The sequence below is a fragment of the Blattabacterium cuenoti genome, assembly GCF_014251755.1.
GTDB classification, from domain to species: domain Bacteria; phylum Bacteroidota; class Bacteroidia; order Flavobacteriales; family Blattabacteriaceae; genus Blattabacterium; species Blattabacterium cuenoti_AN.
Window position 1 is genome coordinate 53,956 of record NZ_CP059200.1, and the last position, 14,589, is coordinate 68,544.

Annotated in this window: 13 protein-coding genes; 6 read left to right on the top strand and 7 right to left on the bottom strand. The window is 25.3% G+C overall.

What is annotated here, in order from left to right; genetic code table 11:
- The first annotated feature begins 4 nt into the window (after positions 1–4).
- Together H0H57_RS00225 and odhB are read left to right on the top strand one after the other, a co-directional pair.
- Entirely contained in the window at positions 5–2,731 is a 2,727-nt protein-coding gene (locus H0H57_RS00225) for a 2-oxoglutarate dehydrogenase E1 component (RefSeq protein ID WP_185863840.1), read from the top strand.
- Between the two features lie 45 nt (positions 2,732–2,776).
- A complete protein-coding gene (gene odhB / locus H0H57_RS00230; protein WP_185863841.1) occupies positions 2,777–3,997 on the top strand; it encodes a 2-oxoglutarate dehydrogenase complex dihydrolipoyllysine-residue succinyltransferase in 1,221 nt (406 codons plus the stop codon).
- A gap of 35 nt (positions 3,998–4,032) precedes the next feature.
- On the opposite strand, the gene H0H57_RS00235 is transcribed toward odhB, so the two are convergent.
- From H0H57_RS00235 to H0H57_RS00245, 3 genes are read right to left on the bottom strand one after another with little or no spacing between them, the layout of a single operon-like run.
- Complete coding sequence (locus H0H57_RS00235; protein ID WP_185863842.1) at positions 4,033–4,593, bottom strand: tetratricopeptide repeat protein; 561 nt, start codon at positions 4,591–4,593, stop codon at positions 4,033–4,035.
- Positions 4,586–5,266, bottom strand: coding sequence for an alpha/beta hydrolase (locus H0H57_RS00240; protein ID WP_185863843.1), 681 nt, complete (start codon positions 5,264–5,266; stop codon positions 4,586–4,588). Before H0H57_RS00240 ends, H0H57_RS00235 begins: the two co-directional genes overlap by 8 nt.
- Positions 5,267–5,275: 9 nt before the next feature.
- Positions 5,276–5,944, bottom strand: a complete 669-nt coding sequence (locus H0H57_RS00245; protein WP_185863844.1) for an ABC transporter ATP-binding protein — start codon at positions 5,942–5,944, stop codon at positions 5,276–5,278.
- 78 nt (positions 5,945–6,022) lie between these two features.
- Between H0H57_RS00245 and sucC the strand changes: the two genes are divergently transcribed.
- From sucC to H0H57_RS00265, 4 genes are all read left to right on the top strand, one after another.
- Positions 6,023–7,219, top strand: a complete 1,197-nt coding sequence (gene sucC, locus H0H57_RS00250) for an ADP-forming succinate--CoA ligase subunit beta (RefSeq protein WP_185863845.1) — start codon at positions 6,023–6,025, stop codon at positions 7,217–7,219.
- A gap of 12 nt (positions 7,220–7,231) precedes the next feature.
- Complete coding sequence (locus H0H57_RS00255; protein WP_185863846.1) at positions 7,232–8,695, top strand: AAA family ATPase; 1,464 nt, start codon at positions 7,232–7,234, stop codon at positions 8,693–8,695.
- 110 nt (positions 8,696–8,805) lie between these two features.
- The gene (locus tag H0H57_RS00260) at positions 8,806–10,917 is read left to right on the top strand and encodes an ATP-dependent Clp protease ATP-binding subunit (RefSeq protein WP_185863847.1); all 2,112 of its coding nucleotides are present in this window, start codon (positions 8,806–8,808) and stop codon (positions 10,915–10,917) included.
- Positions 10,914–11,501: an endonuclease III domain-containing protein gene (locus H0H57_RS00265; RefSeq protein WP_317168246.1), complete on the top strand. Its 588-nt coding sequence runs from the start codon at positions 10,914–10,916 to the stop codon at positions 11,499–11,501. Before H0H57_RS00260 ends, H0H57_RS00265 begins: the two co-directional genes overlap by 4 nt.
- Before the next feature lie 55 nt (positions 11,502–11,556).
- Here the strand turns inward: H0H57_RS00265 and H0H57_RS00270 are convergent, their stop codons facing one another.
- The 4 genes from H0H57_RS00270 to H0H57_RS00285 are packed head-to-tail and all read right to left on the bottom strand — an operon-like array spanning position 11,557 to position 14,566.
- A complete protein-coding gene (locus H0H57_RS00270) occupies positions 11,557–11,907 on the bottom strand; it encodes a DUF3127 domain-containing protein (RefSeq protein WP_185863848.1) in 351 nt (116 codons plus the stop codon).
- Positions 11,908–11,919: 12 nt separating this feature from the next.
- On the bottom strand, positions 11,920–12,855 hold the full coding sequence (locus H0H57_RS00275; protein WP_185863849.1) for an SPFH domain-containing protein: 936 nt from the start codon (positions 12,853–12,855) through the stop codon (positions 11,920–11,922).
- 11 nt (positions 12,856–12,866) lie between these two features.
- Positions 12,867–13,184: an iron-sulfur cluster assembly protein gene (locus H0H57_RS00280; RefSeq protein WP_185863850.1), complete on the bottom strand. Its 318-nt coding sequence runs from the start codon at positions 13,182–13,184 to the stop codon at positions 12,867–12,869.
- Entirely contained in the window at positions 13,181–14,566 is a 1,386-nt protein-coding gene (locus H0H57_RS00285; RefSeq protein WP_185863851.1) for a M16 family metallopeptidase, read from the bottom strand. The genes H0H57_RS00280 and H0H57_RS00285 overlap by 4 nt, the downstream gene beginning before the upstream one ends.
- Positions 14,567–14,589 lie beyond the last annotated feature (23 nt).

Here is a 14,589-nt window from a genome sequence, read left to right on the forward strand (position 1 = left end):
GTATATGAATGATAGATATTCTTTTCTAAATGCCATTCATTTTAAAGATATAGAATTTCTATATAACCAGTATCAAACAAATCCTAATTCAATAGAATCAAGTTGGAGTGCTTTTTTTTATGGATTCGATTTTGGAATAAAAAACTATAACAACATTACGAAATTAGGAAAAGATAATATCATACAAAAAGAATTTTTAGTATTGAATTTAATTCACGATTATAGAAAAAGAGGTCATTTTTTCACGGATACAAATCCTATACGAAAAAGAAGAAAGCATTTTCCTTCTTTAGATTTAAAGAATTTTGGATTATCTGAAAAAGAATTAGATACATATTTTGAAGTTGGAAAATTAATAGGAATAGGAAAAACTTCCTTAAGAAATATAATTCATCATCTAAAAAATATTTATTGTGGCTCTATAGGAATAGAATACATGTATATTTCTAATCCTGAAAAAATTCAATGGATTGAAAAATGGTTTTTAGAAAAAAAAATACAATTTCTTCCAGAAGAAAAAAAATTTTTTTTGAAAAAATTAAATGAAGCAGTGACATTTGAAAATTTTATTCATACCAAATTTGTAGGACAAAAAAGATTTTCTATAGAAGGAAATGAATCTACATTGCCTGCATTGGAAGAAATGATCGAATATGCATCCAATAAATATTTTACTGAAGATTTTATAATTGGAATGTCACATAGAGGTCGTTTAAATATACTTTCTAATTTTTTTCAAAAAGATTATTCTCAAATATTTATCGAATTTCAAGGAAAAGAATATAAAGAAAAAACTTTTTCTGGAGATGTAAAATATCATTTAGGATTTTCAAAACACAGAAAAACTCGTAAAAATAGATATGTGAAAATCTATTTGGTTCCTAATCCTTCTCATTTAGAATCTGTAAATGCTATTGTAGAAGGTATTACACGTGCTAAAATAGATTTTAACTATAATCAAAATAGTAATTCTGAAAAAATTATTCCTATTTTAATTCATGGTGATGCGTCATTATCCGGTCAAGGAATTGTATATGAAGTACTTCAATTCTCTCAATTAAAAGGATATAAAACTGGAGGAACCATTCATATGGTAATGAATAATCAAATCGGATTTACTACGAATTCTACTGAAGGTCGTTCCAGTATATATGCTACTGATATTGCCAAAATTTTGATGTCTCCCGTATTACATGTTAACGCAGATGATGTCGAATCTGTTATTCGAGCTATTTATTTCGCTGTAGATTTTAGAATGCGTTATCATGAAGATATTTTCATAGATTTATTGGGATATAGAAAATATGGACATAATGAAGGAGACGAACCAAGATTTACTCAACCTTCTTTATATAAAGCAATTTCCCAACATTCTAATTCTTACAATTTATACAGAAAAAAATTGGAAAAAGAAGAAATTATTAGTCATGATGATGTACAAAATATGGAAAAAAAATATGAAAATATTCTTCATGTAAAATATAATGAGTCAAGTAATATTAAATGGAACGTATTGAGTTCTTTTTTAGAAGAAGAATGGAAAAATTTCCCTATAGTATATAAAAATGAAGAAATTTTTAAAAAAGTAGAAACACAATTTCCCATAGAAAGAATTATACAAATATCTCATAAGATTTTTTCTCTTCCTAAAACGAAAAAATTTTTTAGAAAAACGAAATTGATTTTTCAAAAAAGATTAGAAATGATTCAAAAAAAATTGGTAGATTGGAGCATGGCAGAACTACTATCTTATGGAACTCTTTTATATGAAGGAATTCATATTCGTTTATCAGGAGAAGACGTGGCAAGAGGTACGTTTTCTCAACGTCATGCTATTGTTAAAACAGAAGAAGAAGAAGAAATTATTCTTCTTAATCAAATCTGTACAAAACAAGGAAAAATGCAAATTTTTAATTCTCCTCTATCAGAATATGGAGTTTTAGGTTTTGATTATGGATATGCCATGTATTCTCCTCATGTTTTAACTTTATGGGAAGCTCAATTTGGAGATTTTGTAAATGGAGGACAAATCATAATCGATCAATATATTTCTTCTGGAGAAAATAAATGGAAAATTAGAAATGGAATTGTATTGTTATTACCTCATGGATATGAAGGACAAGGACCCGAACATTCTTCTGCACGCATTGAACGTTATTTACAACTTTGTGCTAACAATAACTTATTTGTAGTCAATTGTACTACTCCAGCTAATTTTTATCATCTTATAAGAAGACAAATGAAATTAAAATATAGAAAACCTCTTATCATTTTTACTCCTAAAAGTTTGCTTAGAAATAAGCAATGTTTATCTCCAATAAAAGATCTTTCTATAGGAACGTTTCAGGAAATATTGGATGATCCTTATGTAAAGGAGATCAAAAAAATTACAAAATTAATTTTTTGTTCTGGAAAGATTTATTATGAATTGCTCAATAGAAAAGAATCTATTCAAGATAAAACAACCGCATTAATTCGAATAGAACAAATTTATCCATTAAAAATAGAGAAAGTTAAGGAACTTGTAGAAAAATATAAAAATACAAAAGAAATTTTTTGGGTACAAGAAGAACCAGAAAACATGGGATTATGGAGTTTTATTTTAAGAAAATTAGGAAATATGATTTCATTTAATTTAATATCTCCATCTGAAAGTTCTAGTCCGTCTACAGGATCTTATATTGATTTTTTAAGAATTCAAAATAAAATATTAAAAAAAGCTTTTCTTTGAAATTTAAATTATAATAAATAATAAAAATTTTTTAAAATTTAAATCATGACAATACAGATAAAAGTTCCTTCTCCAGGAGAATCAATTACAGAGGTAGAAGTTTCCACCTGGCTCGTAAAAAACGGAGATTATGTTCATAAAGGTCAAATAATAGCAGAAATAGATTCAGATAAAGCAACTTTAGAAATTCTTTCAGAAGAAAATGGAATAATCACTTTTATGGTAGAAAAAGGAGAAAGAGTACGAGTTGGAGATGTTTTATGTATTATCAAATCTTCCAAAAAAGATACAAAAAAACATCTTGTTCAAGAAAAAAAAGATCATGTTGAAAAAGTTGATCCTACAAATAAAAATATTAAAATACCTTCTCCAGCTTCAAAAAAATTTTTAAAGGAAAAAAATATTTTTATAGAATCTGTTCAAGGTTCTGGAAAACATGGGAGAATAACAAAAAAAGATTGCATTTTTCATTTAGAAAAAAATAAAATTCCTATTATTTCTAATAGACCACCTATTACAGCAATGTATAATAGATCGAAAACCAAAACACCTCTTTCTTCTTTAAGAAGGAAACTTTCCGAAAGGTTAGTTTATGTAAAAAATCAAACCGCTTCTCTTACCACATTTAATGAAGTAGATATGCTAGAAATTTTTATTATTAGAAAAAAATATAAAGATCTTTTTAAGAAAAAACATGGAGTCAATTTGGGTTTTATGTCTTTTTTTACTCTGTCTTGTGTTAGAGCTTTGAAACTTTATCCAGATGTTAATGCTATGATTAGTGAAAAAGAAAAAATTAATTTTGAATATTATGATATTAGTATTGCTATATCTGGTCCTAAAGGATTAATGGTTCCCGTAATTAGAAATGCAGAATATTTATCATTTCGTGAAATAGAACAAAAAATATACAAATTATCAACACGGGTTCATAATGGAAAAATTTCTATAGATGAGATGACAGGAGGAACTTTTACTATTACTAATGGAGGTGTTTTTGGTTCTATGTTATCTACTCCAATTATAAATCCACCACAAAGTGCCATATTAGGAATGCATAAAATTATGGAAAGACCTGTAGTAGTTAATGGATCTATTGAAATACGTCCTATCATGTATTTATCTCTATCTTATGATCATAGAATCATTGATGGTAGAGAATCTGTAGGGTTTTTAGTATCTGTCAAGGAATCTATAGAAAATCCTATAAAATTTTTGATGGGGGGAAGTGAAGAAACTCTTTCTAAGAAATTAGAATTATATTGAGTGGTGATAAAATTTAAAAAAAAGTATATTTTCATCTAAAATTTTTTTCTGACATAAGGATTAGGTCTGTTTATATTTCCTATATTTATTTTTTTCATTTGTATATTTATGATTTGAATTTGATCATGTAATAAACCAGAAATATCCATTTTTTTTGCCTCTAATAGTAAAAATTCAGCTCTTTTTTTATTTCCTTTTGATAAGGAAGCGATAGCCAAATTTAATTTGGCTATCGCTATATTTGGTTTAAATTTTAGTCCTAAATCTAAAGCTTTTTGCATATAATTTTCTGATTTAAAAATATTCTTTTCTGAATACAAAATTCCATTCAAAAAATAATAATAAGCCATTTGGTTTTTAGTTAATTGTAATTTAGGATTTTTAACATATTCTAAATATTTTTTTAATCCTTTCATGTCCTTTTTTCGTATTTTAAAAAAAGCTAATAATAAAAATTCATTCCTAAAAATAAAAAAAATAGGAATTATACTTAATAAAAGTAGAATACATCCATATAAATAATTTTTTTGAAAAAATGAAAAAATAGATCCTAAAAAAACAAACAGAAACAATACTATTTTTGAATATTTACTCATAATTCATATTTTGATTTATTTTATTATTTTCTTTAATCCAATTAATAAGATCTTGATAATTTAAATGATTTAAAGTGTGTCCAGATTCATACTCTTTATAAAAAAAAAGTATTTTTTTTTCCTTTAAAAATTTTAATCCTTTTTTTGCCCAATTTACAGGAATTATAGAATCATATTTTCCATGAGATATAAAAAATTCTAAATCGTAATTATGATTGATTTTTTTTGGAAAGATTCGATCTTCTAAATATCCACTTAAAGCTATTACTTTTTTTATTTTATCAGAATTTTTTAATGCTATTGCATAACTTAAAATAGCTCCTTGACTAAACCCACATATCCATACTGTATTTTTTTTCAATTTATATTCTTCTATGGCTTCATGGATAAAAAATGATATTTTTTCAATGGTTGTTTTAGCCTGTATTATGTTAATGAATTCGTTTTTATTATCAAAGTCTATATCATACCAAGAATATTGATTTGTTCTAATTAAATAAAAACCTTGAATACTAATTATAAAAAAATTTTCTGGAAGATCTTTTTGAAAAAAAGAAAAAAGATCTTTTTCATTGCTACCATATCCATGAATCATCAAAAAAAGAGTCTTTTCCTTTTCATATCCCGTTTCTTTTATAAGATGTTTAATAGAAAGTTGATTTCTTAAAAGCATAAAATATTTTTATTTATCAATTTTGTATAATGTTCCATTTTCTATTTTTAATTTTTCATCAGCCATATTTGCTAATTGTAAGTTATGAGTAACAATTAAAAAAGTTTGTTTGAATTTGAAATTCAAAAAATCAAACAAATTATGTAATTTTTCTGCGTTTTTTATATCTAAATTCCCAGAAGGTTCATCTGCAAAAATAATTTTTGGATCATTAATCAAAGCTCTTGCTACAGCAACTCTCTGTTTTTGACCTCCAGATAATTCTTCTATTTTTGAATTTTCATACTTAGATATATTTAATTCTTTTAATAGATCTATAGCTTTTTTTTTCACTTTTTTTTTGTTGATGAAACCTGGTAAACATATATTTTCTAATACAGTAAATTCAGGAAGAAGTTGAGGCGTTTGAAAAATAAAACCTATTTTTTGATTTCTTAAAATAGAAAGCTCCTTGTCTGTAAGAGATAATATATCTTCTTTATTGATTTTTATAATAGGTTTTATTTTTTTATTTATCGTTGGTTTTTCTAAAGTTCCTAAAATATGTAATAAAGTACTTTTTCCTGCTCCAGATTCCCCTAAAATACATACTATACTTCCTTCTTTTACCATGATATTTACTCCTTTTAAAATTTTTTCTTTTCCAAAAGATTTGTAAATATTTTTAGCCTGAATCATTTTTTCGTAAATTTAAAATCCTTCTTTATAAATAAAAGAAACGAATTTTAGTTTAAATTTACTTTTAAAATTATTTCAATGAATTTACATGAATACCAAGGTAGAGAAATATTAAATTCTTTTTCCATTCAAGTTCCTGATGGAATGATTGTTTCTTCCCCTGAAGAAGCTGTAAAAGTAGCTAAAATTTTTTTTAAAAAAACTGAAAAAAATTCTTTAGTGATTAAAGCTCAAATTCATGCTGGAGGACGAGGAAAAGCTGGAGGTATTCAAATAGTGAAAAATTTGGATGAAGTTTATGAAAAATCAAAAAACATTTTAGGAAAATTTCTAATAACTTCCCAAACTTCTAAAAAGGGAGAATTAGTTCGAAAAATTTTGTTATCTGAAGATATCTATTTTTCTGAATTCAGTCCTCCTATAGAATATTATTTATCCATATTATTAAATCGTGATATAGAAAAAAATATGATTCTTTACTCTAAAGAAGGAGGAGTAAATATAGAAGATTTTTCAAAAAAAAATCCAAATAAAATATATACAGAAGTTATAGATCCGATATTAGGACTTCAATTATTTCAAACAAAAAAAATTGGTTTCAACTTAGGAATTCATGATAATGAATCTTTGAAAAACTTTAGCTTTTTTCTATTTTCACTTTATAAAGCTTATATCACTTTTGATACTTTATTATTAGAAATCAATCCTTTGATCAAAACATTTGATCAAAAATTTATTCCAGTTGACATAAAAATGATTTTAGATGACAATGCTTTGTTTCGTCATAAAAAATATAATTTGATCCGTGATGATATTGATGAAATTGAAAGAGAAGCCTGTGAAGCCAAATTAAATTTTTTAAAACTGGAAGGAAATGTAGGATGTATGGTAAATGGAGCTGGATTAGCAATGGCTACTATGGATATGATTAAATTTTGTGGAGGTGTTCCTGCTAATTTTTTAGACATAGGAGGTTCTGCGGATATAGAACGTGTAGAAAAAGCTTTTTATCTGATATTAAAGGATAAATCTGTACAAACAATATTAATCAATATATTTGGAGGAATTGTACGTTGTGATACGGTTGCAAAAGGAATTATAAATTCTTTTTCTAATATTCATCAGGATATTAAAGTTCCTGTTGTTGTTCGTTTACAAGGAACAAATGATGAATTGGCAAAAAAATTGATTCAACAAAGTTTATTTCCTATTTATTCTACTGATACTTTAGAAGAAGCATCTGATAAAATTCAAGAAATTTTACATATAAAATAAGATTGATTTTTTATGAAAAAAATTTTTTCTGTATTTTCTGAAAAATATAAACCTATAAAATGGAATGAAATAATAGGACAAAAAGATATAATTCTGATTTTAAAAAAAGCAATACAGGAAAATCGTTTATCTAAAATTTTATTTTTTTTGGGTCCAGAAGGAGTAGGAAAGAATACATGTGCACAAATTTTATCCAATGAATTAAATTCTTTTTCAGAATTAAAATATTATTCTTTGAATAGATTTGAAATTAATGGATTTTTGAATAATTCATTAGAACATATTTATAAAATAATAAATCAATCCCGTTTTTTTCCTAAATTAGGAAAATATAATATATTCATAATTAATAATATACATATGGTTTCTCAATGTTTTTTCAATTTTTTTATAAGATTTATAGAAGAAAAACATCCACATGTCTTGTTTATTTTTTGTGGAACAGAGGAAAAAAAAATTCCAAAATTAATTTTATCACGTTGTCAAGTTTTTGAATTCAAAAGGATTTCTACAAAAGAAATTTTTTTACATTTAAAAATGATTTCTGAAAAAGAAAATATAGAAGTAGAAAATGAAGCCTTATTGATTCTGTCAAAACATGTAAAAGGATCTATTAGTAAAGCTATTTATTTATTTGATAGATTGATTTTATATAAAAATAGTGAAAAAAAAATATCCAAAGAATTCCTAATTCAAAAATTAGGAATTATTGACGTAAAGTACTATTTCAAAATAGTAGATTATCTTTTAGATAAAAAAATACATAAAATATTCATTTTATTGGATAAAATTTTACAAAAAAAAGAAAATTCTTATGATTTAATTATAGGTTTAACCAAACATTTCAGAAATTTATTTTTATATAAAAATTATGAAACAATTTCTATTTTGAAATTAAAAAAAGAGATAATATTCTCTTACATTTCACAATCAAAAAAAATCTCTTATTTCTTTTTAATGAATGCTTTGAACATTTGTCTTAGATTGAAAAAAGAATATGAAAAGTTTAATCAAAGTTATAGATTAACAATTGAAATTTATCTAATACAGTTGGCATATTTATTCGATAATAAAAAAAATGAAAATTCATTCTTAATAGAAGATGAAAAAATTCAATGTTTACAAAAAAATTGGATCAATTTTTTACAGAAATTTTATGGAAAAATAAATCCTATTCATTTATATTTTTTGAAAAATGAAATAAAATTTCAAATTGAAAAAAATAAAATATTTTTTGTTCTTCCATATAAATTAGAAAATTTTAGTTTTTTGTTAATTCAAACACATTTTTTTAAATATTTTAAAGAAAAATTCAATTATCCGCATTTAGAATTTGAAATAGTGAAAAAAAATTCAAGTACAATAGAACAATATAATCTTTTATATCATAAAAATAAATTAATAGAAACATTAATAGAACGATTGAATTTAAAAATTTTTTCTTATGAAATACAAGGAAAAAAAAAATTATTGTAAACGATTTTTCTCTTGTATAAAATTTATTTCTATTCAAATTCTTTTCATTTGTAGAAATGGAATAGATATTTTATCTTTTTTTGAATCAAATATTTTAATGATTTCAATTTATGATTCATCATTATTCGTCAAACAGTATAAAAAAATTTTTTTTCTCTTCTACTTATTCAGATGAAGATATTGAAAATGACAGTTCTTCCTTTTCTTATGGATCTGGAAGTAGTGGAACAGGTTCTGGTTATTATGGAGGGATAAAAAGTAAAACTCCTGTTTTGGATAATTTTGGAAGAGATTTGAATTCCATAGCTATGGAAGGAAAATTAGATCCCGTAGTAGGTAGAGATAAAGAAGTTGAACGTGTTTCTCAAATATTGAGTAGAAGAAAAAAAAATAATCCTCTTCTTATAGGAGAACCTGGAGTAGGAAAATCTGCTATTGCTGAAGGATTAGCTTTACGTATTGTGCAAAAAAAAGTTTCAAGAGTTTTGTACAATAAGAGAGTGGTTGTATTAGATTTAGCAAGTTTAGTTGCTGGAACTAAATATAGAGGTCAATTTGAAGAAAGAATGAAAGCCATTATCAATGAATCAGAAAAAAATAAAGGTCTCATTCTTTTTATAGATGAAATACATACTCTGATTGGAGCAGGAGGAACTACAGGTTCTTTAGACGCTTCTAATATCTTTAAGCCAGCTTTAGCAAGGGGAGATATTCAATGTATCGGTGCAACAACACTCAATGAGTATAGACAATATATAGAAAAAGATGGAGCCTTAGAAAGGAGATTTCAAAAAATTATTGTTCAACCTTCTTCTGAAGAAGAAACTATAGAGATCTTAAGAAAAATAAAAGGAAAATATGAAAGTCATCATAACGTTATTTATACAGAAAAAGCAATAAGAGCTTGTGTATATCTTACTGTACGATATATTGTAGATCGTTTTTTACCAGATAAAGCCATTGATGCTTTAGATGAATCGGGATCTCGTGTTCATATTAAAAACATAAAAGTTCCACAGGAAATAGTTCTTTTAGAGAAAGAATTAGAGAGTATTCGAAAAGAAAAATCAAAAGTAGTTAAAAGTCAGAAATACGAAGAAGCGGCACGTTTACGTGATACAGAAAAACGTATTGAAAAACAATTAATGAAAGCCCAAAAAGAGTGGGAAGAATCTTCTAAAAAAAATAAAGAAATTGTATCCGAAGAGAATGTTGAAGAAGTGGTATCAATGATGAGTGGAGTTCCAATAAATAAAATTTCTCAAGCTGAAATGAAAAAATTGAGCAAAATGATAGATATCTTAAGAGAGAAAATAGTAGGACAAGATGAAGCGGTAGAAAAAATAGTAAGAGCCGTTCAAAGAAATAGAACTGGATTGAAAGATCCTAATTCCCCTATAGGTTCTTTTATTTTCTTAGGACAAACAGGGGTCGGAAAAACTTCTTTAGCAAAAATTTTTGCTAAAGAATTATTTGATTCCGAAGAATCATTGATTCGTATAGATATGAGTGAGTATATGGAAAAATTTTCTGTATCCCGATTAATAGGAGCTCCTCCAGGTTATGTGGGGTATGAAGAAGGAGGACAATTAACGGAAATTATACGTCGTAAACCTTATTCTGTAATATTATTAGATGAGATAGAAAAAGCACATCATGAAGTGTTTAATGTTTTGTTACAAATGTTAGATTATGGGTGTGTTACAGATAGTATTGGAAGAAAAATAAATTTTAAAAATACCGTGATTATTTTTACTTCAAATACGGGAACACAACAATTAAAAGAATTTGGTCAGGGAATAGGGTTTCATACTCAAGCAAGAAAATTAAACAATTATATACAAAATGTACTAGAACAAGCTTTAAAACGTACTTTTTCTCCTGAATTTTTAAATAGAATAGATGATATTATTATTTTTAATTCTTTAACAAGAGAAAATATATCAAAAATAACTCGTATTGAATTGAACAAAATAATTCTTCATGTATCTAATTTAGGTTATGAATTGGTATTACTCCCTGAAGTAATAAATTTTATTCAAAAAAAAGGATTTGATCAAGAATATGGAGCTCGTCCTTTAAAAAGAGTAATAGAAAAATTTATAAAAAATCCTATATCGGAATATATAATTAGTGAAAAATTAAAAAAAGGAGATAAAATTTCACTAAAAATGAATACAAGTAATGACAATGTAGAAGTATTTATTCATCAAAAAAAATGAATTTTATTTCAAAAAAAATAAAAATTATTGAAAATATATTGGATTTTTTATATCCTAATCCAACTTCTACTTTGTATTATATTAATGAATATACTTTATTGATATCTATTATGTTAAGTTCTAGAACTCAAGAAAAAAAAGTCAATGAAATTACAAAAATTTTATTTAGAAAAATCAATAACCCCATAGATACAATTTATACTCCTATTGAAAATATAAAAAATATTATAAAACATATAGGACTTTACAAGAAAAAATCTAAAAATATTTATGATTTATCTGTTATATTAATCAAAAAATATAATGGAATTATTCCGAAAAATATTTCGGAATTAAAATTTTTACCTGGAATAGGACATAAAACTGCATCTGTTTTTTTATCCCATGTATCCAACGAATTTGTATTTCCTGTGGACACTCACATTCATAGAATGATGTTTCGTTGGAAACTGAGCAATGGAAAAAATGTTAAACAAACAGAACAAGATGCAAAACGTTTTTTCAAAAAAAAAATTGGAAAAAATTACATCTTCAAATTATTTTTTATGCTAAAAAATATTCTCCTTCTAGAAAATGGAATTTAAAAAAAGATATTATCTATCAAGAATTATTAAACAAGAATTTATTATGATAAAATTTTTAAAAAGGTAAATCATCAAAATCATCAGATGATAAAGGAGGAGATGTTGAAGTCATTTTATTTGAAGTTTTTTCCGTAGAATAATGTTCTATTTTCCATCCTTGAATAGAATTAAAATATCTAATAATTCCTTCAGGATTTTTCCATTCTCTTCCCCGAATGTTTATGAATATTTTTATTTTATCTTTTGGTTTTACATTTTCTAACAAATCCACTTTATCTTGAATAAATTCAATTAATATATTTTGAGAATATGGCTCTTCAGTAGTAAGAACTATTTCTCTTTTTTGAAATCCACTATCAAATTTTTGAATATCAAATAGTTTTTTTACGTTTCCTATGATTTCCATGGAACTTAAAATTTATTTTTTTTTACTGTTATTCTTTTTTTTAAGAGTTTCTCCAATTTGGTTAGAAACATTAAATGATGTAATCATATTATTTAACATTTCACTAGCAGATCCTGGTGAATTGGGTAATAAAATTAAATTAGTATTTCCATTTTCTCCCATAGATTGGAGAGTATCATAGTGTTGCGTCACAACAATCAAAGCAGAAGCTTCTTGTGAATTAATTCCTATATTGTTTAACACTTCTACAGATTCTAGAATTCCTCTAGCTATTTCTCTGCGTTGATCTGCTGTTCCTTTTCCTTGTAATTTTTTACTTTCAGCTTCTGCCTTTGCTTTAGCTACAATTTTAATTCTATCAGCTTCTGCTTGATATTCAGAAGCAACCTTCTCTCTTTCAGCTGTATTAATGCGATTCATAGCCAATTTTACTTGTTCATCTGGATCAAGATCTGTAACTAATGCTTTAATTATAGAATATCCATAATTTAACATAGATCCTTCCAATTCTCCTTTAACTGCAAGAGCTATATGATCTTTTCGTTCGAAAACATCATCTAAACGCATTTTTGGAACTTCTGCTCTCACTACATCAAATATATAAGAAGTGATCTGAGCATGAGAATTATCTAACTTATAAAAAGCTTCATATACTTTATCTTGGATAACCTTAAATTGAACCGATACTTTAACTTTAACAAAAACGTTATCTTTCGTTTTTGTATCTACTAATACATCTAATTGTTGAATTTTTAATGTAAGTTTTCCTATTATATTATCCATAATAGGAACCTTAAAATTTAATCCAGCATAACGAATACTATGAAATTTACCCATTCTTTCAAGAATAGCTGCTGTCTCTTGGTTTACTATAAAGATAAAACTAGAAAAAATAGATAAAATCAAGAGAACCAATATACCATAAAATAGTAAACTGAAAATACTCATATTCAAAAAATTTATAATAATCCTAATTCTAAACGAGCTTCATCGCTCATAAATTCTCTACTCCAAGGTGGATCAAATGTTAAAATAACATCTACTTCTTTTATTTCTTGTATAATAGATTGGACTTTTTCTTTAACTTCTAAAGGCAAACTTTCTGCAACCGGACAATTAGGCGTAGTTAAAGTCATTACTATTTTTACTTTATTTTTTCCAGAAATCTGAACATCGTAAATCAAACCCAACTCATAAATATCTACTGAAATTTCTGGATCATATATAGATTTTAATACAGAAATAATACGATTTTCTAAAGAATAACTTGGATTCATTTTTCTTCTTTCTTGATTAAAGATCCAAATTGATCAAAAAAACGAATAGAATAACCTAATTTTTTTATATTAGGTAATATATCGTGAGCTTTTCCAATAATTATGATTCTACCATTTTTTGTGAAAAAGAACTTTTTACATGATTGATAGACATCATCTATTGTAACTGATTCGATTTTCTTTAAATAATTTTTGTAAAATCCACTTGGAAGTTTATTTCTTAATTCACATATAAAAAGATCACTAATTCTATTAGGATCTTCAAAATCAAGAATAAATTGACCACTAATTTCTTTCTTTTTTATATTTAATTCTTCCAAAGAAATTTTTTTTTCTGTTATTTCAAAAATTTCTTTTATAAGATCTTTTATTGCTTTTTCTGTAACTTCGTTTCTTACTTGAGTATAAACTGAAAAATAACCAATATTCCTATCAGATTTCAAAATAGAATAAGCTCCATATGTATAAGCCTTTTTTTCTCTAAGATTTAAAAATAAACGACTTTGAGGCCCTCCTCCTAAAATTCCATTCGCTAACATAGAAGAAAAATATTCTGGATCATTTTTTTTCAAACAAATCGGTCCACCAAAACAAATAGTAGATTGGGTTAAAGAAGGAATATCCACTATATCTATTTCTATTTTAGATGGAATCACATATTCTTTGATAATCGGTTCATCTATAATAGATGATTTCTGTTTCCATTTGGAAAAATAAAGATCACACAATTTTTCCGCTTCTCTTTGAGAAATGTCTCCAATAAAAGAAAGATAGGATATGTTGGGTATATAATATTTTTCATATAATTTCTTCAAATCATGAAGAGTAATATTTTTAATTGTATCATGAGTCTCGTATTCTCCATAAGGATGATTTTTTCCAAAATATAAAACATTTCGTACTCTTTGTAAAATAGCATTGGGTTCTTTTTCTGAAAGACTCAGATCTATAATTCTTTGTTTAATGATTTTATCCAATTCTTTGGAATTATCAAATTTGCTATTCATCAAAATATCACTCATTATAGATACAGATTTATTCAAATATTTTTTCATAGTGAAAATAGATGTCTCAGAGAAAGAAGTATATAAACTACATCCCATATAATCAATCATATCGTCTAATTCTTCTTTAGTATGATTTTCTGTACCAGAACGAAGCATTTGACCCAAAATTTTTTTTATTCCAGTCTTATCTTTTTCCAAAAAGGGTTTATAATCCAACTCTAAACCAATTCTAACTAAAGGAAGTTTATGATTTTCTACAATGAGAACTTTTAATCCATTTTTCATTTGAAAAAACTTAGGTTTTTCAATGTTGATAGTCGTCTTTCTTTTGAGAGATGGTGGGGGGACATTTCGATTAAATATATGAGCAAACATAATTATTGTATGAAAAAAAATTA

Excerpts from the sequence above, each read along its gene's own strand:
- H0H57_RS00225 (WP_185863840.1), top strand. The coding sequence starts at position 5 with ATGAATGATAGATATTCTTTTCTAAATGCCATTCATTTTAAAGATATA.
- odhB (WP_185863841.1), top strand. The coding sequence starts at position 2,777 with ATGACAATACAGATAAAAGTTCCTTCTCCAGGAGAATCAATTACAGAG.
- H0H57_RS00235 (WP_185863842.1), bottom strand. The coding sequence starts at position 4,593 with ATGAGTAAATATTCAAAAATAGTATTGTTTCTGTTTGTTTTTTTAGGA.
- H0H57_RS00240 (WP_185863843.1), bottom strand. The coding sequence starts at position 5,266 with ATGCTTTTAAGAAATCAACTTTCTATTAAACATCTTATAAAAGAAACG.
- H0H57_RS00245 (WP_185863844.1), bottom strand. The coding sequence starts at position 5,944 with ATGATTCAGGCTAAAAATATTTACAAATCTTTTGGAAAAGAAAAAATT.
- sucC (WP_185863845.1), top strand. The coding sequence starts at position 6,023 with ATGAATTTACATGAATACCAAGGTAGAGAAATATTAAATTCTTTTTCC.
- H0H57_RS00255 (WP_185863846.1), top strand. The coding sequence starts at position 7,232 with ATGAAAAAAATTTTTTCTGTATTTTCTGAAAAATATAAACCTATAAAA.
- H0H57_RS00260 (WP_185863847.1), top strand. The coding sequence starts at position 8,806 with ATGATTCATCATTATTCGTCAAACAGTATAAAAAAATTTTTTTTCTCT.
- H0H57_RS00265 (WP_317168246.1), top strand. The coding sequence starts at position 10,914 with ATGAATTTTATTTCAAAAAAAATAAAAATTATTGAAAATATATTGGAT.
- H0H57_RS00270 (WP_185863848.1), bottom strand. The coding sequence starts at position 11,907 with ATGGAAATCATAGGAAACGTAAAAAAACTATTTGATATTCAAAAATTT.
- H0H57_RS00275 (WP_185863849.1), bottom strand. The coding sequence starts at position 12,855 with ATGAGTATTTTCAGTTTACTATTTTATGGTATATTGGTTCTCTTGATT.
- H0H57_RS00280 (WP_185863850.1), bottom strand. The coding sequence starts at position 13,184 with ATGAATCCAAGTTATTCTTTAGAAAATCGTATTATTTCTGTATTAAAA.
- H0H57_RS00285 (WP_185863851.1), bottom strand. The coding sequence starts at position 14,566 with ATGTTTGCTCATATATTTAATCGAAATGTCCCCCCACCATCTCTCAAA.